The organism is Streptomyces sp. NPDC051738 (assembly GCF_044453205.1).
Classification (GTDB): domain Bacteria; phylum Actinomycetota; class Actinomycetes; order Streptomycetales; family Streptomycetaceae; genus Streptomyces.
On the sequence record NZ_JBITCM010000001.1, the window covers coordinates 14,986 to 33,016 of the forward strand.

Genomic DNA, 18,031 nt, shown 5'->3' on the forward strand with positions numbered 1-18,031 from the left:
TGCGCGTGCCAGGCCCCGCGACGCCGGCATGATCCGCCGGACAGGCCCTAGGCGCGCCCACGGGGGCCTGCCCACGGAAGCGAGCTCACAGGAACCGGCGCGCTACGACGCCGAGGGAGTCGGGTCGCCGCTGCCGCTGGGCGGCGGGGGGCTGCCCGGCTCGGACGGGCCGGACGGCGACGGGTCGCCGGGCGTGGGTGACGGATCGGGCGACGAGGGCGGCGGCTCGCTGGGCATCGGGTCGGTCGGAGCCGGGGCCGTCGGCGTGGGGTCGGGTCCGGGGGACGAGGGCGGGGGGCCGCTGGGGCTCCCGGGGTCGGTCGGGTCGGTGGGATGACCGGGGTGCGTGGGATCGGTGGGATACGGGTCCGGACCGGGTCCCGGGTCGGACGGGCTGGGTGCGGTGCCGTAGCCCTCGATGGAGACGACGGCGCCGGCGGGTGAGATCGCCACACGCGCGCTCCAGTGCCCGGACGGCTCGCGCAGATGGTCGACGTACACCTTGATCGTCAACGACTCGCCGGGCGCCAGCGTTCCCGCCGACTGGCTCAGATAGAGCCAGTGCGCGCCGGTGGTCGCGGACCAGCGCACCGGCGCGCGCCCCGTCGCCGAGAGGGTGACGAGCGTGGTGTCGCCGCTGTTGTCGGCCGACACCTCCAGGAGCCCGGCGCTCTGCCCGCCCGCTCCGCTGACGCTGACGACCTCCACGGAGACGTCCGGTTCGTCGCGGCCGCCGAAACGGTCACCCCGGTCGGGGCGCGCGTTGCCGGCGTTCTCGTAGCCGCCGTCCGCCGTTTCTCCGTCGAGTTCTCCGTCGAGGTTGCCGGGGTCGTGCGCCTCGCTGGCGCTGGCCGTGGGCCCGTCGACACCCTCGCCGGTCGCGGTGCCCCGGTAGGCCGCCCACAGGGCGAGGACCGGGGCGGCGACGACGGTGGCGACGACGGTCGTGGTGACGGCACGCGCGCGTAGCCGGTCCCTGCGGCTGGCACGGTCCTTCGGGTCCATGGGGAAGCCACGCCGGTCGAAGCGCGGTACCGCGGCGCCCCGCGCGCGTGAGTGGCGGGTCAGGGCCACGTGCAGGGCCGCGCGGGGCGCCTGAAGGACGGGCAGCTCGGCGGGGGTGACGGTCGCGCCGGGCCACCGGCCGGGGATCGCGCGCTCGGCGGTGCGGCGGCAGCGGGGGCAGTCGTCGACGTGCCGGACGAGCTCGCGGCGCAGGGCCGTGCCGAGCACGAGCTGGTTGTCGCCGGTGAGGCGGGCGATGCTCGGACAGGCGCCGGTCTCGACGACGGCGAGGGCCGCGCGCGTGCGCTCGACCTCGCAGGCGGCGGAGGCGAGCAGTTCGCGGGCGGCGGCGAGGTCCATGCCGAGGACGGCGGCGACCTCGTGGGCGGCGAGGTGGTGGCGTACGGCGAGTTCGAGGGCCTCGCGCTGCTCCGGGGTGGTGCCGGCGGCCTCCGGCCAGGCGAGCAGGGCGAGTTCACGGCGACGCTGCTCCTGGACCTCCTCGGCGACGGGCGGCCCCTCGGCCCGTGTCCCCGTCTGCCGATGGGTGCCGTGGCGGCCCGCCGCATGACTGCTCTGACGTTTCTGCTTGGCCTCGGCCAGCTTGCGCAGACACGCCCAGCGGGCCAGCGCGTACAGCCAGGGGCGCCGGTCAGCGGCGGACTCCGGCACGCGCTGCCCGCGCCGCTCGGCGAGCGCGAGGGCGTCGCCGAGGGCGGCGGTCGCGGCGTCGTGGTCGCACAGGACGGACAGGCAGTAGGTGAACAACCCGTCCAGATACGGCTCGTAGCGCGCGGGCGGCCGCTGCGCCGACGTACGCGCCGCCGCACGATCACGCGCCTCCCGGCGCGCTCGATGCGCGCCGGTGGTGCGGGTCGGGGTTTCCGGACTGCTGCTCATCATTCGTGGACCGTAGGGGGCCTGAGGTGGCGCCTTCCTGCCGCTTTAGCGCTTTTAATCCATACGGGTGAAACGATCCCTCAATCGGGGACAGGAACCCCGGATTCCATGGCTTGTGCATGACGAAACGGCCCTGTGGCTGCCGCGAGAGCGGGGCCGGGCGCGCGGCCGTACGGTGTTGTCAGTGGGCTCGGTTACGGTTCTTCGCATGGCTGCCCGTACCAAGTCCACGAAGGACCGCCCGTCCTACCGCTGCACGGAGTGCGGCTGGCAGACGGCCAAGTGGCTCGGCCGCTGCCCCGAGTGCCAGGCGTGGGGGACGGTCGAGGAGTACGGCGCGCCCGCGGTCCGTACGACGACACCGGGTCGGGTGACGAGTTCCGCGCTGCCCATCGGGCAGGTCGACGGGCGGCAGGCCACCGCGCGGCCCACCGGAGTGCCCGAGCTGGACCGGGTGCTCGGCGGCGGGCTGGTGCCCGGCGCCGTCGTCCTCCTCGCGGGCGAGCCCGGCGTCGGCAAGTCCACACTGCTGCTGGACGTGGCGGCCAAGTCGGCGAGCGTCGAGAAGCCCACGCTGTACGTCACGGGTGAGGAGTCGGCGAGCCAGGTCCGGCTGCGCGCCGACCGCATCGGCGCCCTCGCCGACCACCTCTATCTCGCCGCCGAGACCGATCTGTCCGCCGTGCTGGGCCACTTGGACGCGGTGAAGCCGGCGCTGCTCATCCTCGACTCCGTGCAGACCGTGGCCTCCCCGGAGATCGACGGTGCGCCCGGGGGCATGGCGCAGGTCCGGGAGGTGGCCGGCGCCCTGATCCGGGCCTCCAAGGAGCGCGGGATGTCGACGCTCCTTGTGGGACACGTCACGAAGGACGGCGCGATCGCCGGACCCCGCCTCCTCGAACACCTCGTGGACGTGGTGCTCAGCTTCGAGGGCGACCGGCACGCGCGCCTGCGTCTCGTGCGGGGCGTCAAGAACCGCTACGGCGCGACGGACGAGGTCGGCTGCTTCGAACTGCACGATGAGGGCATCACGGGCCTTGCCGACCCAAGCGGACTTTTCCTGACCCGTCGTGACGAACCGGTCCCCGGCACCTGCCTGACGGTCACCCTGGAGGGCCGCCGCCCCCTGGTCGCCGAAGTCCAGGCGCTCACCGTCGACTCGCAGATCCCCTCACCCCGCCGCACGACGTCCGGTCTGGAGACCTCGCGCGTCTCGATGATGCTGGCCGTCCTGGAGCAGCGCGGCCGGATCAGCGCGCTCGGCAAGCGGGACATCTACTCCGCGACCGTCGGCGGAGTAAAGCTCTCGGAACCCGCCGCGGACCTCGCCGTCGCCCTCGCGCTGGCCTCCGCCGCCAGTGACACACCTCTCCCGAAGAACCTCGTCGCGATCGGCGAGGTGGGCCTCGCAGGCGAGGTCAGACGGGTCACCGGCGTGCAGCGCAGACTTTCCGAGGCACACCGTCTGGGCTTCACGCACGCGCTCGTGCCGGGCGATCCCGGCAAGATCCCTCCCGGCATGAAGGTGCTGGAAGTGGCCGACATAGGGGACGCTCTGAGAGTCCTTCCACGCTCGCGTCGTCGAGAGGCCCCACGGGACGAGGAGGACCGCCGGTAGACTTTGCCCTGGTCTCGCCCGTCCGTACGAATCCAGTGCGCGAAAGGGGAGCGCCCCAGAACCTGCGACCGGAGGAGTGCAGTGGCAGCCAACGACCGGGCAGCAGCTCCCGGAAAGTCCGGTGGGAGCTCCGGTGCCGATGGCCTGATGCGCGCCTCACTGAGCGCCGTGGCACCCGGCACGGCCCTGCGCGACGGCTTGGAACGGATCCTCCGCGGCAACACCGGCGGACTCATCGTGCTCGGCTCCGACAAGACCGTCGAAGCGATGTGTACGGGTGGATTCGTCCTGGATGTCGAGTTCACGGCGACACGACTGCGCGAGCTGTGCAAGCTCGACGGCGGCATCGTGGTGTCGTCCGATCTGTCGAAGATCCTGCGCGCGGGCGTCCAGCTGGTCCCGGACCCGACGATCCCCACGGAGGAGACGGGCACCCGGCACCGCACGGCGGACCGGGTCAGCAAGCAGGTCGGCTTCCCGGTCGTCTCCGTCTCCCAGTCGATGCGGCTGATCGCGCTCTACGTCGACGGCCATCGCCGCGTCCTGGAGGACTCGGCGGCGATCCTCTCCCGGGCCAACCAGGCCCTGGCGACCCTGGAGCGCTACAAGCTCCGCCTCGACGAGGTCGCGGGAACGCTGTCGGCGCTGGAGATCGAGGACCTGGTGACGGTCCGCGACGTCTCGGCGGTCGCCCAGCGGCTGGAGATGGTGCGCCGTATCGCGACCGAGATCGCCGAATACGTGGTGGAGCTGGGCACGGACGGACGGCTTCTCGCCCTCCAGCTGGACGAGTTGATCGCGGGCGTGGAGCCCGAGCGCGAACTCGTGGTGCGCGACTACGTACCCGAGCCGACGGCCAAGCGTTCCCGCACGGTCGACGAGGCGCTGTACGAACTGGACGCCCTCACCCACGCCGAACTCCTGGAACTCCCCACGGTGGCCCGGGCGTTGGGCTACACCGGCTCTCCGGAGGCGCTCGACTCCGCGGTGTCCCCGCGCGGCTTCCGGCTGCTGGCCAAGGTGCCGCGGCTGCCGGGGGCGATCATCGACCGGCTCGTGGAGCACTTCGGAGGGCTGCAGAAGCTGCTCGCCGCGAGTGTGGACGATCTGCAGACGGTGGACGGCGTCGGCGAGGCCCGGGCGCGGAGCGTGCGGGAGGGGCTCTCACGGTTGGCGGAGAGCTCGATTCTGGAGCGGTACGTCTAGCCGAAGCGGTACCGCGCCCCTCCGGTCGCGGTACCCCGTACCCCGCTAGTCGTTCTCCAGCACGAACGACGTCTGTGCCGTCCCGAAGCCCGGCGTCTTCGTCTCCACCAGATACGTCCCCGCCTCGGCCGCCCCCGCGGCAGGCGTCGCGCACTGGGGGGCGCTCGCGCTGCGGTCCCACTTCACCGTGTAGGTGATGCTCGACCCGGCGGGCACCCGGAACGGCAGGCTGCGGGTGACCTCGGGGCAGTCGGCGGAGGACCAGAAGTCGTCCTCGGCTCCCGCCTGAGTGATCGTCACCACCGCGTTCCTCGGGCCGAGATCGACCTTGCAGTCGTAGGTCGAGGTGTTGGTCGCGGTCAGCAGCAGGGCCGGCGTCTCGTCGGGGTTGTACGCGTTGTCCCGGCTCCGCACCGTCAACTTCACCTGGCCCGCGATGCAGCCGGGCAGCGTGGAGCCTTCGGCGACCGTGTCGTCCATGCCGACACCGCTGCCCGAGCCGCCACCCGCGGATCCGCTGCCCGGGCCGGCCGACCCGCCGGAGCCCCCGGCACCGTCCCCGGAATCCCCACCGTCGCCGGAGCCGTCACCGGACCCCGACCCGCCGGAGTCGCCGCCGCCGGTCGACTCGTCCCGGCCGCCCGGCGCCTGACTGATCGCCGGCCCCGAACCGGACGGGCCCGGCGTGATCGTCGAGGGCCCGGGGTTCTTGCCGTCCGACCCGCCCGCGTTGTTCTTGCCGCCTCCGCCACCCGATGCGAACACCCAGGTGATCAGCAACGCCAACAAGGCGACCACGGACAGCATGACGGCCCTCCGTCGCCAGTAGATGGTGGAGGGCAGCGGACCGACCGGATTGCGCAGAGATCCCACGGCGCAAACTGTACGAGAAGTCCGGGCGTTAGCTGGCTTCACCCGCCGCCCTGGGCCGCAACTTTTCCGGATCATCATCCCGGAAACGCCCCGGCAGCAACCGCTCAACCCCTGTCTTCCGTCAGGTGCGGCACCTGTCGATCGCAGGGTGTGACGGCATCGGCCCTCCGCCTACGGTCCGTGACCATGGACTTCGAGGACGCCGAGCTCTACCGCGAGATCACCGACTTCGCCCACGACACCCCAACGTGGGTACAGCGCACCGCCGAGACAGGGACGGATGCCGGACTGCTGCTGTTCGCCGCGCTGTTCGTCGCCATGTGGTGGCGAGCCCGGGGCGACAGCGCCCGCGCCTTCGCGATCGCGGCCCTTGCACCTCTGGCCACGGCTGTGGCGTACGTCTGCAGTGAAATGCTCAAGTCCGTTGTCACGCAGGAGCGTCCGTGCCGGGCGGTGCCGGACGCGACCGCTCCGCTCAGCGCCTGCCCACCGCCCGGCGACTGGTCCTTCCCCAGCAACCACGCCGCCATAGCGGGCGCCTCGGCCCTCACCCTGGCCCTGACCCACCGCACCCTCCTGTGGCTGACGGCCCCGCTGGCCCTCCTCATGGCCTTCTCCCGCGTCTTCGTCGGCGTCCACTACCCGCACGACGTCGCGGCGGGCCTCGCTTTCGGCGCACTGGTCGCGCCGGCGGCCGTACGACTGACCGCGCGTCCGGCGACCCGGCTGGCGGAGGCGATGCGGGCCTCGTCGACACCCGCCGTACGGTGGTTCACGGGGCGGGGACCGGAGCGCGTCACCTCCTACGACATGCGCTGAGCCTCACGTCTCCACCAGCCCCGCCTCGTACGCCACGATCGCCGCCTGCACACGGTTGCGCACCCCCAACCGGTCGAGTACCGCGCTCACATACGCCTTCACCGTGCCCTCGACGAGATGCAGCCGGGCGGCGATCTCCGGGTTGGACAGGCCCGCGCCGACGAGTCCGAGCACCTCGCCTTCGCGCGGGCTGAGCTCGGCCACGCGCGCGCGTGCGGCGGCCTCGCGGCCGAGTCGCCCGTCGCTGCCGCCCAACCCGTCGATGACGTACCGCGCGACCTTCGGCGACAGGAAGGCCGCGCCGGCCGCCACCGCCCGTACCCCGGCGATCAGTTCGTACGGATCCCCGGACTTCAGCAGGAAGCCGGTGGCGCCGCCGCCCAGCGCGCGGGCCACGTAAGCCTGTTCGGAGAAGGTGGTGAGCATCGCCACGGCCGTGCCGGGGACGGTCCGCACGATCTCCTCCGCGGCGGCGAGTCCGTCCAGGCGGGGCATACGGATGTCCAGCAGGGCCACGTCCGGGCGGTGCGCGCGGGTCAGCTCGACCGCCTCGCGCCCGTCGCCCGCCTCCGCGACGACCTCGGTCTCACCGCCGCTCGCCAGGATGGCGCGCACCCCGGCCCGCACCATCGCCTCGTCGTCGGCCAGCAGTACGCGGATCACCGTACGAACTCCTCATCAATGGAAGGGCGTTGGCGTCGGGACAGACCGGCCCTGGGAATCACGTCCTTGGCGATCAGCCGCCCCGCGTCGTCGAAGCAGAGCCTGAAGTGGTCGACGGAGACGAGGAGTTCGCCGCTGGCACGGTAGTAGCGGCAGTCGCTGCCCTTCGGGGGCGGTACGGGCGCGCGATCCACGGGGGCGTCCCGCACGGTGCGGTCCGGCAGGACGTGCGCGAGGTCGCCGCCCGAGGCCCCGAGCCGCAGGTCGGCGTATGCGGCGGGCGGCAGCACCGAGTGGGTCTCCGTGTACGCGTACCAGGAGAACGCCCCGCCGACGAGCACCGCGCCCGCGCCGACCGCGGCCACGAAGGCGAGGGCGACCCGGCGGCGGGCTCGGGTGAAGGGGGCGTACGGGGCCGGGGCGGCCGACGGTACGGATGGAGCGATGGCCTGGTCCGGGACGTACGCCCGCACCCGGAACCCGTCCCCGTACGGACCGGCCTCGAAGTCACCGCCGACCGCGGTGACGGCGGCGTGGAGCGCCTGGAGTCCGGTGCCGCCGGAAGAGGAAGAGGCAGAGGACGGGGCAGCGGGGCTCAGCGCTGCGGAGGCGCCCTGCCCGCCGGCCACCGTGACCGTCGTACCGTCGGCCTCCCTGGCCGCCGCCACGGTGACCTCGGCGCCCGGCGCGTGCCGGGCCGCGTTGGTCAGTGCCTCGCGGACCACCCGGTACAGGACGCGCTCGGCGACTTCGCCCGCAGGCCGCCGCGCCGCCGGACCGTCCTGCGTCGGCTCCCACCGCACCGGCAACCCCGACTCGGCGGCGCGTGCGACGAGTTGCTCGACGGTCTCGCCCGGCGGCGTCAGGAGCACCGGCTCGTCCTCCTCCCGCAGGACGCCGATGATGCGGTGCAGGCGTTCGGTGGCGTCGGCGGCGGCCACGCGCAGGTCGGCCGCAGCGGTGCGGTGGTGGTCCGGGAGGTCGGGGGCGACCTGGAGGGCGCCCGCGCGCAGGGCGATCAGGCTCAGCTCGTGGCCCAGGGAGTCATGCATGTCCTGGGCGATCCGGGCCCGCTCACGCAACCGGGCGCGCTCCTCGGCGATGCGCTGCTCACCTTCCAGGCGCGCGGCCCGCGCCCAGCCGGCCTCGCTCAGCTGACGGCCCTGCCGCCAGTACCGGCCGCCGAGCCACGGGAACACACACCCGAAGAGCAACGTGCCGGTCAGCACCACCCATTCCGGCGCCGGATCGACCCCGACCAGCGCGATCCTCGCCGTACCGAGACACCCGACGATCCCGAAGCCGACCCACGCCGGGCGCACCCGCGCCGCGCGCAGCCCGAGCAACAGCGCGAAGACCCCGAGCGCGGGGCCGTAGGAGACGGAGAACAGGGCGGGGGTCGCGACCAGACTCAGTACGGCCGCCAGCCCGAAGGCCGCCAAAGGCCACCGTCGCGCCACGCCGACCGCACCGCCGAGCACGACCAGCCCGGCCGCCTGCTGCCACCCGGCACGCGGCTCGTTCATCCCGAGCCGGTCGGCCGTCAGCGCGGGCGCCGCGAGGAGGGCCCAGAGGAGGCAGGCCCGCCATATACGAGGACGTTCCATCCGACCGACGTTACAAGTGGGGTACGGGGCGCCACTGCTGCCGATCGTCAGGTAAGCGTCATTCTGTGGTGCCGGCCCAGACCTTCCAGCCCGTCCGGCGTTTGAGGACAAGGCCCCTTCAGGGCCGGAGCGGGGGTCTGGGGGCGGCGGCCCCCAGGACCGCAACCCACCACACCCCGCCAGCCACAAACGCACCGGCACCGCCACCTACCCACCCGATCGCCCCCAACATGGCAGGATCAGAAAGCCATGACTGCGCCCACGAAACCCCCGCACAGCCACCCCGCCGACGCCAACTCCGGCAGCCCCCTCGGTCAGCCTCTGCACGGCACCGTTATCGACTGGTTCGAAGACAACGCCCGCGACCTCCCCTGGCGGCGCCCCGAGGCCGGCCCATGGGGCGTGATGGTCAGCGAGTTCATGCTCCAGCAGACGCCGGTGAACCGCGTCCTGCCGGTCTACGAACAGTGGCTCGCCCGCTGGCCCCGCCCCGCCGACCTCGCCAAGGACGCCCCGGGCGAGGCCGTACGCGCCTGGGGCCGGCTCGGCTATCCGCGCCGCGCGCTGCGGCTGCACGGCGCCGCCGTCGCCATAGCGGAACGGCACGGCGGGGACGTACCGACCGACCACGCCCAGCTCCTGGCGCTGCCCGGCATCGGCGAGTACACGGCAGCCGCCGTGGCCTCCTTCGCGTACGGCCAGCGCCACCCCGTCCTGGACACCAACGTCCGCCGCGTCTTCGCCCGCGCCGTCACCGGCGTGCAGTACCCGCCGAACGCCACCACCGCCGCCGAACGCAAGCTCGCCCGTGCCCTGCTCCCCGAGGACGAGGGCACCGCCGCGCGCTGGGCCGCCGCCTCCATGGAGCTGGGCGCGCTGGTGTGCACCGCGAAGAACGAGTCGTGTCACCGTTGCCCGATCGCCGCCCAGTGCGCCTGGCGGCTCGCGGGCAAGCCGGAGCACGAGGGGCCGCCGCGCCGCGGGCAGACGTACGCCGGAACCGACCGCCAGGTGCGCGGCAAGCTGCTCGCCGTGCTGCGCGAGGCCCACGCACCCGTCCCGCAGGCGGCTCTGGACCGGGTGTGGCACGAGCCGGTGCAGCGCGCCCGCGCCCTGGACGGCCTCGTCGCGGACGGCCTGGTGGAGCCGCTGCCGGGCGGGACGTACCGACTGCCGCTGACCTGACGCACAGTCACATCACAGCCGTAGGACCTCTGCAACACCCGGCACACAGCAACCCCACGGCCACCATTCGGACAAACCGCCCCATACTCCAAGCAACCGCGCCTCCGCTTTGCCCCTTTCCTTCTTCCGTTACACAACCGACGGACAGCCGAGCGCTAGCCGCAGGCTGCTTCGGACAGGCCCGTGACAACGCCTCCGTAGCTTCATTTCCGTACCCGACAAGCGGGGACGACTACGAACCACAGGCAGTGGGACCGACGGCGAATGAGCCGGCCGGTAACGGGGAATCGGGAGGCGGTCAACATGGCGCAGGGCGAGGTGCTCGAATTCGAGGAGTACGTCCGCACGCGGCAGGACGCGCTGCTGCGCAGTGCCCGCCGACTGGTTCCCGACCCGGTGGACGCCCAGGACCTGCTGCAGACGGCGCTGGTACGGACGTACCACCGCTGGGACGGCATCGCGGACAAGCGGCTCGCGGACGCCTACCTGCGCCGCGTGATGATCAACACGCGGACCGAGTGGTGGCGGGCCCGCAAGCTGGAAGAGGTGCCGACGGAGCAGCTCCCGGACGCCTCGGTCGACGATTCCACCGAGCAGCACGCGGACCGCGCCCTGTTGATGGACATCATGAAGGTTCTGGCTCCGAAGCAGCGCAGCGTCGTGGTGCTGCGACACTGGGAGCAGATGTCCACGGAGGAGACGGCCGCGGCCCTCGGCATGTCGGCCGGAACGGTCAAGAGCACGCTGCACCGGGCGCTCGCCCGGCTCCGCGAGGAGCTGGAGAGCCGCGATCTGGACGCACGCGCGCTGGAGCGTGAGGAGCGGGAGCGTTGCGCGGCCTAGGCACGACAGCGGGCGGCACCGGGCACACGGACAGGGGTGACAGGGGTACGGACGGGGATTCCGCGGAAATCGGACCCGACCGCCCCGGACCCTCACCGGTCCGGGGGACCATAAAGGCGGCGTTCACGGCGGTGGCCGTGGTCGTCGCCCTCGCCCTTTTCGTCTCCGCGTGCGCCACCGGCGGCACCGGCGCCCGCGACGAGGGGCCGGCGCACGCCGACCTGGCGGGCGGCTCGGCCGTCTCGTCGTCGCGCGCTGCCACGGCCACGCCCTCCGCCTCGGCCGTCCCGGACCCGACGCAGGTGGTCCGGCTGGTCAAGGCGGACCCCAAGGTCTCGGGGCAGGTCAAGCGCGAACTGCAGCCGTGCGTGTCCGACGACTATCCCGTCGACGTGTCGTACGGCGAACTGACCGGCGGACCGGCACAGGACATCGTGGTCAACGTCCTGTCCTGCGGCGATGCGGTCGGCGTCGCCTCGTACGTGTACCAGGAGCAGGACGGCGAGTACCGCAATGTGTTCAAGGCCGAGGAGCCTCCGGTCTACGCGGAGATCGACCACGGCTATCTGGTGGTGACCGAGCAGGTGTACGCGAAGGACGACGCGCTGTCGAACCCGTCCAGCGAGAACGTGATCTCATACCTGTGGAAGTCCGGCCGCTTCGTCCAGGAGGACGACACGCGCACCGAATACGGCAACCTCGGCGGAGGTGACGCGTCGGCGACGCCCGACGGCTGAGGCCGGGTGCGGCGCGCGCCCTTTAGACGCACCCCTGAGACGCATCCTTGAGACGCACCCCTGAAGACACAGACAACACACGGCACACGAGGACTGAGAGCACCGGGATGGCAGAGCAGACCCACGTCCTGTTCGTCGAGGACGACGACGTCATCCGCGAGGCCACCCAACTCGCCCTGGAGCGGGACGGCTTCGCGGTCACCGCCATGCCCGACGGGCTGTCCGGCCTGGAGGCGTTCCGGACGAACCGGCCGGACATCGCCTTGCTGGACGTCATGGTCCCAGGCCTGGACGGGGTCAGTCTGTGCCGCCGTATCCGCGACGAGTCGACCGTGCCGGTGATCATGCTCTCGGCGCGCGCGGACTCGATCGACGTGGTGCTGGGCCTTGAGGCGGGCGCGGACGACTACGTGACCAAGCCGTTCGACGGTGCCGTGCTGGTCGCGCGGATCCGCGCCGTGCTGCGCCGCTTCGGGCACGCGAGCGGCGGCGACCGGACGGAGGAGTCCGTGGCGGCCGCCACCGGCGGGATGCTGAGCTTCGGCGACCTGGAGGTCGACACCGAGGGCATGGAGGTGCGCCGGGGCGGGCAGCCGGTCGCGCTCACGCCGACCGAGATGCGGCTGCTGCTGGAGTTCTCCTCCGCGCCGGGCACGGTGCTGTCGCGGGACAAGCTGCTGGAGCGCGTGTGGGACTACGGCTGGGGCGGGGACACCCGGGTCGTCGACGTCCATGTGCAACGGCTGCGGCAGAAGATCGGCCAGGACCGCATCGAGACGGTCCGTGGCTTCGGCTACAAGCTGAAGGCCTGAGCGGGGCGGGCATGAGGGGGATGTTCAGACGCCCGGCGCCGTCCGGCGCGGGGAGCGCGGGGCTCACGGATCCGGCGGACATCGCGGACACGCGCATGATGGGTCGTGCGGGCGTAGGCGTGAGCGGGCACACGGAAAGCCGCTTGGACAGCGGTGCGAACAGCCGGGTGGGCAGCCGTATGGGCAATCGGTCGGACAGCCGTGCGGGCCGTCGGTCGGAAAGCCGGTCGGACAGCCGGGTGGCCATTCGTACGGGGCTGAGGTGGAAGCTGAGTGCGGCGATCGCGCTGGTCGGCGCGCTCGTGGCGGTCGTGCTGAGCCTGGTCGTGCACAACCAGGCCCGGGTCTCCATGCTGGACAGCGCGCGCGACCTCGCGGACGAGCGCATCCAGATCGCCCAGCGCAGCTACGAGCAGTCCAAGCGGCTGAACTTCCCCAACGCCACGATCGACGACCCGGCCCTGCCGGCGGCGCTGCGGGACAAGGTCGAGGAGGGCCGGCGGGCGACGTACGTGACGGACACGCCGAGCGGGGGGCCCGACATCTGGGCCGCCGTACCGCTCAACGACGGGAGTGTCCTGTCGCTGCGCACCGGCTGGACCGACCGCAGCGAGCACATCCTCGCCCGCCTCGACCAGGCCATGATCATCGGCTCCATCTCGGTCGTCCTCGGTGGCAGCGCGCTCGGTGTGCTCATCGGCGGGCAGCTCTCGCGCCGGCTGCGCAAGGCGGCCGCCGCGGCGAACCAGGTCGCGAGCGGCGAGTCGGACGTCCGGGTACGGGACGCCATCGGGGGTGTCGTACGGGACGAGACCGACGACCTCGCGAGCGCCGTGGACGCCATGGCGGACGCGTTGCAGCAGCGGCTGGACGCGGAGCGCCGGGTGACCGCGGACATCGCGCACGAGCTGCGCACGCCGGTGACCGGACTGCTGACGGCGGCCGAGCTGCTGCCTCCCGGCCGGCCCACCGAGCTGGTGCTGGACCGGGCGAAGGCCATGCGCACGCTCGTCGAGGACGTCCTGGAGGTGGCCCGGCTGGACAGCGCCTCGGAGCGGGCCGAGTTGCAGGACATCATGCTGGGCGAGTTCGTCAGCCGGCGGGTCGCGGCGAAGGATCCCGCGATCGAGGTGCGGGTCGTCCACGAGTCGGCGGTCACGACCGACCCGCGGCGCCTGGAGCGGGTGCTGTTCAACCTGCTGGCCAACGCGGCACGGCACGGCAGGCCGCCGGTCCAGGTCACGGTCGAGGGCCGGGTCATCCGGGTGCGCGACCACGGCCCCGGGTTCCCGGAGGACCTGCTCGCCGACGGCCCGAGCCGCTTCCGCACGGGCAGCAGCGACCGCTCGGGGCACGGCCACGGCCTCGGCCTGACCATCGCGGCAGGTCAGGCCCGGGTGCTGGGCGCCCGACTGACCTTCCGCAACGTCCGCCCGGCGGGCGCCCCCGAGCATGTGCGGGCGGAGGGCGCGGTGGCCGTGCTCTGGCTCCCGGAACACGCGCCGACGAACACGGGGAGCTACCCGATGCTGCCGTAGCGGCGCCGGTGACGAGGACCGGCCCGCACAGGCGAAGGCCCCCGGTATCCCGAGGGCCTCCCATGTACCGCAGACTCAGACGGCCTCCACGACCGCCGCCGCCTTCAGGCTCAGACGGCCTCCACGACCGGCGCCGCCTTCGGCCCGGTGTCCGCGCCCTCCTCGGCGGCGTCGTCCGCCTTCGGCCCCGCCCCCTTGAGCGGCACCTCCTTCACGAACACGGCCGCCGCCAACGACAGCACCGCGATCACCGCCCCCAGCAGGAACGCCGAGTGCGTCCCGGCCGACACCGCGTGCTGGTACGCCTCCCGCACCGCGTCCGGCAGCTTCGCGAGGCTCGCCGCGTCCAGCTGTGCCGACCGCTCGGTCACCTTGGAGCCGAGGGACCCGGCCCGCTCGGACATGACGTCCTGCACCCGGCTGTTGAACAGCGCGCCCATGATCGCGACGCCGAACGAGGAGCCGAGCGTACGGAAGAGCGTGGTGGACGAGGACGCGACGCCCATGTCCTTCATCTCGACGCTGTTCTGCGCGACCAGCATGGTGATCTGCATCAGACAGCCCATACCGAGACCGACCACGGCCATGAACACGCCGGAGGTGAACCGGCTCGTCCCGGTGTCCATCGTCGACAGCAGGTACAACCCGACGACCATCAGCACGCTGCCGACGACCGGGAAGACCTTGTAGCGCCCGGTGTTCGTGGTCACCCGCCCGGCGACCATCGAGGTGACCAGCATCGCGCCGAGCATCGGCAGCAGCAGCAACCCGGAGTTGGTGGCGGAGGCGCCCTGCACGGACTGCTGGTACAGCGGCAGGAACAGCGTCGCGCCGAACATCACGAACCCGGTGATGAAGCCGATCAGGGACATCAGCGTGAAGTTCCGGCTGCGGAAGATGTGCAACGGCACCACCGGCTCGGCCGCCTTGGTCTGCCAGAACACGAACCCGACGAGCGCGGCGACGCCGATGCCGATGAGCTCCATGATCCGCGCGGACGTCCACGCGTACTCCGTGCCACCCCACGTGGTCACCAGCACGATCGAGGTGATTCCGACGGTGAGCAGCCCCGCGCCCAGGTAGTCGATCCGTGCCTGTGCCCGCTTCTTCGGCAGATGCAGCACGGCACTGATCGCGGCGAGCGCCACGACACCGAGCGGCAGGTTGATGTAGAACGCCCAGCGCCAGCCCCAGTGGTCGGTGATGGTGCCGCCGACCAGCGGACCGCCGATCATCGCGAGCGCCATGACGCCGGCCATCATGCCCTGGTACTTGCCGCGCTCCCGAGGCGGAATCAGGTCACCGATGATCGCCATGACACCGACCATCAGACCACCGGCACCGAGCCCCTGCACCGCACGGAACCCGATGAGCTGCCCCATGTCCTGAGCCATACCGCTCAAGGCCGACCCGATCAGGAACAGCACGATCGACGACATGAAGACGCCCTTGCGCCCGTACATGTCGCCGAGCTTGCCCCACAGCGGAGTGGAGGCGGCGGTCGCCAGTGTGTACGCCGTCACGACCCAGGACAGATGCTCAAGCCCGCCCAGCTCACCCACGATCGTCGGCATCGCGGTGCCGATGATCATGTTGTCGAGCATCGCGAGCATCATCGTGATCATCAGCGCGAGCAGCACGACCCGTACGCTCTTCGGCTGTTTCTCAGCCGGTTCCTCCGCCCCCGCGTCAACTGTCTCTATGTCCGCCATGGTTCCCACTCCCCCGGCTACTTACTTGCCGCCCGGCTAGTTGTCTACACTCAGGGAAGGTAGGGGCGTAACTAGCCGGGCGTCAAGTAAGTTTTATGGAAAGCCGAGGCGTACGAGGATGGGTGGCACCATGGACGGCACCAAGCAGCGGCGCCGCGGGAACACCCGCCAGCGCATCCAGGACGTGGCCCTCGAACTCTTCGCCGAGCAGGGCTACGAGAAGACCTCCCTGCGCGAGATCGCCGAGCGCCTGGAGGTCACGAAAGCGGCCTTGTACTACCACTTCAAGACCAAGGAAGAGATCATCGTCAGTCTCTTCGAGGATCTGACGAAGCCGATCGAGGAGCTGATCGAGTGGGGCAGGCGGCAGCCGCACTCACTCGACACGAAGCAGGAGATCGTACGCCGCTACAGCCAGGCCCTGGCCGACGCCGAGCCGCTGTTCCGCTTCATGCAGGAGAACCAGGCGACCGTCCGCGAGCTGAGCATCGGCGAGATGTTCAAGAACCGCATGCTCGGCATGCGCGACATCATCATCGACCCGGACGCCGACATGGTCGACCAGGTCCGCTGCATCAGCGCGCTGTTCACGATGCACGCCGGGATGTTCGTCATGAAGGACCTCGAAGGCGACCCCGAGGAAAAGCGCAAGGCCATCCTCGAGGTCGCCACGGACCTGATCACCCAGGCACACAAGGGCACCTGAGAGCCTGTTCACAGGCTCTGAACGGCTCGGCGACTCAGATCGTCAGACCCTTGGCCCGCAGGAAGGCCACGGGGTCGACCGCGGAGCCGAAGTTGGCGGTCTTGCGGATCTCGAAGTGCAGGTGCGGCCCGCTGGAGTTGCCGGTGTTGCCGGACTTGGCTATCTGCTGACCGGTCTTGACGACCTGGCCGATCTTCACGTCGACGCGCGACAGGTGGGCGTACTGGGAGAACGTCCCGTTGCCGTGCTTGATGACGACGGCGTTGCCGTACGCGGGACCGTCGCCGGCGCCGTTGCCGCCGGCCTTCACGACCGTGCCGCCGTGCGCGGCCACGACCTGGGTGCCGCTGGGGACGGCGAAGTCCTGCCCGCTGTGGGTGGACTGCCACATGCCGCCGGCCTGCGCGTAGCTGGCGGACTTCGTGTACTTCTTCACCGGGCTCACCCAGGACGCGACGCCGGCCTTCTTCGCGGCGGCGGACTGAGCCTGCACGGCGGTGGAGGCACCGGTGGCGGAGGTCAGCTCGGCGGCGACCGCGCCTCCGGCGCCCAGCACGACCGAGGCCCCCAGGCCGGCGGCCACGACAGCGGCACGGGTGCGGAACGCGGACGTACGGGGCGAACGGAACGAGAAGCGCGGGGACATGCGAAACCTCATGGGGACGACGACAGAGAGAACCACCCGCCGCGTCAGTCGCTCGCCGGATGGCCATCCCTTGGTAACCCCCGACCCCTCGAACCCCAAAACCCCTTATCTACGACGGAAGCTAGTACCCCGCCACAAAAATCACCGCATCTTGACAGAGCCACCATTCCGGACGAACCAGCACGGATACGGAAACCCCACAGTCATTTCCTTGATAAACGTCCCTTTTGTCCGAGCCCTCGTTTCCACTATTCCAACTAGTAACGGACAAATCGCCTGTGCGGCATATCACCGCCGAGCGCAATCAAGAGACCTCGGAATGTGACGGGCCTTACGCGGCCCATCCGCCAACTCGTAACGAAATCCTGCGCAGTTATGTGAGCGAAGCCTCAACGTGAGCTACCGTCCGGTAACCCGCTGGTTCCCCACCAGCCACTCCGGCACACGAACATGCACGCGACAACCCGCGCACGTGACGTGAGAGGACCCCCCACATGACGCTTCGCCCCTGGGCGCGCCGCATCGCGGTCAGCACCGCCTCCGCAGCCGCCCTCGTGGCCCTCGCGGTCCCCGCCGATGCGGCGACGACCACCGCGACGAGCACCTCCACCGCCACCACCCCCGCAGCGGCGGCCGACGTCGACTACGCCACCTGGCAGAAGGACTGCCAGGCGGTGATGGGCCAGGCGCTGCCCGATCTGAAGCAGCGGATCGCGAACACCAAGCCCGGTGAGAAGCAGGCGATCGTCTTCGACATCGACAACACGACCCTGGAGACGGACTTCGGCTTCAGCTACCCGCAGCCGGCCAACGGGCCGGTCCTTGAGGTCGCCAAGTACGCCCAGGAGCACGGCGTCTCCCTGTTCTTCGTGACCGCCCGCCCCGGCATCATCGCCTCGGTGACCGACTACAACCTCAAGCACGTCGGCTACCAGGTGTCCGGCCTCCACGTGCGCAGCTTCGGCGACCTCTTCAAGGACGTCGCCGAGTACAAGACGGCCCAGCGCGTCGACATCGAGAAGAAGGGCTACACGATCATCGCGAACATCGGCAACAGCGCCACCGACCTGTCGGGCGGCCACGCCGAGAAGACGTACAAGCTGCCGGACTACAACGGCCAGCTGTCGTAAGCCGCTTCCATCGGGCACACGAAAAGGGCCG

Annotated in this window: 16 protein-coding genes; 10 read left to right on the forward strand and 6 right to left on the reverse strand. The window is 71.3% G+C overall.

The window, feature by feature from the left end; translation table 11 throughout:
- Window positions 1-102 precede the first annotated feature (102 nt).
- The gene (locus tag ACIA8X_RS00070; protein WP_393449066.1) at window positions 103-1,908 is read right to left on the reverse strand and encodes a hypothetical protein; all 1,806 of its coding nucleotides are present in this window, start codon (window positions 1,906-1,908) and stop codon (window positions 103-105) included.
- A gap of 205 nt (window positions 1,909-2,113) precedes the next feature.
- Here ACIA8X_RS00070 and radA point away from each other — a divergent pair, with 205 nt between their 5' ends.
- Window positions 2,114-3,523: a DNA repair protein RadA gene (gene radA / locus ACIA8X_RS00075; protein ID WP_393449069.1), complete on the forward strand. Its 1,410-nt coding sequence runs from the start codon at window positions 2,114-2,116 to the stop codon at window positions 3,521-3,523.
- Between the two features lie 81 nt (window positions 3,524-3,604).
- Window positions 3,605-4,729 carry a DNA integrity scanning diadenylate cyclase DisA gene (gene disA / locus ACIA8X_RS00080; RefSeq protein ID WP_393449072.1) on the forward strand — a complete coding sequence of 375 codons (1,125 nt, stop codon included), beginning with the start codon at window positions 3,605-3,607 and terminating at the stop codon, window positions 4,727-4,729.
- A gap of 45 nt (window positions 4,730-4,774) precedes the next feature.
- On the opposite strand, the gene ACIA8X_RS00085 is transcribed toward disA, so the two are convergent.
- Window positions 4,775-5,602 (reverse strand): hypothetical protein, encoded by an 828-nt coding sequence (locus ACIA8X_RS00085; RefSeq protein WP_393449075.1) that lies wholly within the window; start codon window positions 5,600-5,602, stop codon window positions 4,775-4,777.
- A gap of 186 nt (window positions 5,603-5,788) precedes the next feature.
- Between ACIA8X_RS00085 and ACIA8X_RS00090 the strand changes: the two genes are divergently transcribed.
- The gene (locus ACIA8X_RS00090) at window positions 5,789-6,421 is read left to right on the forward strand and encodes a phosphatase PAP2 family protein (RefSeq protein WP_393449078.1); all 633 of its coding nucleotides are present in this window, start codon (window positions 5,789-5,791) and stop codon (window positions 6,419-6,421) included.
- A gap of 3 nt (window positions 6,422-6,424) precedes the next feature.
- Here the strand turns inward: ACIA8X_RS00090 and ACIA8X_RS00095 are convergent, their stop codons facing one another.
- Entirely contained in the window at window positions 6,425-7,084 is a 660-nt protein-coding gene (locus ACIA8X_RS00095; RefSeq protein ID WP_393449081.1) for a response regulator, read from the reverse strand.
- Window positions 7,081-8,691, reverse strand: coding sequence for a histidine kinase (locus tag ACIA8X_RS00100; protein WP_399457441.1), 1,611 nt, complete (start codon window positions 8,689-8,691; stop codon window positions 7,081-7,083). The genes ACIA8X_RS00095 and ACIA8X_RS00100 overlap by 4 nt, the downstream gene beginning before the upstream one ends.
- 249 nt (window positions 8,692-8,940) lie before the next feature.
- Between ACIA8X_RS00100 and ACIA8X_RS00105 the strand changes: the two genes are divergently transcribed.
- The 5 genes from ACIA8X_RS00105 (at window position 8,941) to cseC (ending at window position 13,806) form a co-directional block, all read left to right on the forward strand.
- Window positions 8,941-9,876: an A/G-specific adenine glycosylase gene (locus ACIA8X_RS00105; RefSeq protein WP_399457442.1), complete on the forward strand. Its 936-nt coding sequence runs from the start codon at window positions 8,941-8,943 to the stop codon at window positions 9,874-9,876.
- 303 nt (window positions 9,877-10,179) lie between these two features.
- Window positions 10,180-10,719 carry a SigE family RNA polymerase sigma factor gene (locus tag ACIA8X_RS00110; RefSeq protein ID WP_003999062.1) on the forward strand — a complete coding sequence of 180 codons (540 nt, stop codon included), beginning with the start codon at window positions 10,180-10,182 and terminating at the stop codon, window positions 10,717-10,719.
- 131 nt (window positions 10,720-10,850) lie between these two features.
- Window positions 10,851-11,456, forward strand: a complete 606-nt coding sequence (locus ACIA8X_RS00115; protein WP_393449090.1) for a hypothetical protein — start codon at window positions 10,851-10,853, stop codon at window positions 11,454-11,456.
- 107 nt (window positions 11,457-11,563) lie between these two features.
- Complete coding sequence (cseB, locus tag ACIA8X_RS00120) at window positions 11,564-12,268, forward strand: two-component system response regulator CseB (RefSeq protein ID WP_393449093.1); 705 nt, start codon at window positions 11,564-11,566, stop codon at window positions 12,266-12,268.
- 179 nt (window positions 12,269-12,447) lie between these two features.
- Entirely contained in the window at window positions 12,448-13,806 is a 1,359-nt protein-coding gene (gene cseC, locus ACIA8X_RS00125) for a two-component system sensor histidine kinase CseC (RefSeq protein WP_399457750.1), read from the forward strand.
- A gap of 110 nt (window positions 13,807-13,916) precedes the next feature.
- Here the strand turns inward: cseC and ACIA8X_RS00130 are convergent, their stop codons facing one another.
- Entirely contained in the window at window positions 13,917-15,518 is a 1,602-nt protein-coding gene (locus ACIA8X_RS00130; RefSeq protein WP_393449096.1) for an MDR family MFS transporter, read from the reverse strand.
- Window positions 15,519-15,636: 118 nt separating this feature from the next.
- On the opposite strand from ACIA8X_RS00130, the gene ACIA8X_RS00135 reads away from it, so the two are divergent.
- The gene (locus ACIA8X_RS00135) at window positions 15,637-16,224 is read left to right on the forward strand and encodes a TetR/AcrR family transcriptional regulator (protein ID WP_393449099.1); all 588 of its coding nucleotides are present in this window, start codon (window positions 15,637-15,639) and stop codon (window positions 16,222-16,224) included.
- Window positions 16,225-16,258: 34 nt separating this feature from the next.
- Here ACIA8X_RS00135 and ACIA8X_RS00140 read toward each other — a convergent pair whose 3' ends face one another.
- The gene (locus tag ACIA8X_RS00140; protein ID WP_399457443.1) at window positions 16,259-16,870 is read right to left on the reverse strand and encodes a M23 family metallopeptidase; all 612 of its coding nucleotides are present in this window, start codon (window positions 16,868-16,870) and stop codon (window positions 16,259-16,261) included.
- A gap of 494 nt (window positions 16,871-17,364) precedes the next feature.
- Between ACIA8X_RS00140 and ACIA8X_RS00145 the strand changes: the two genes are divergently transcribed.
- Window positions 17,365-18,000 (forward strand): HAD family acid phosphatase, encoded by a 636-nt coding sequence (locus ACIA8X_RS00145; RefSeq protein ID WP_399457444.1) that lies wholly within the window; start codon window positions 17,365-17,367, stop codon window positions 17,998-18,000.
- Window positions 18,001-18,031: the final 31 nt, after the last annotated feature.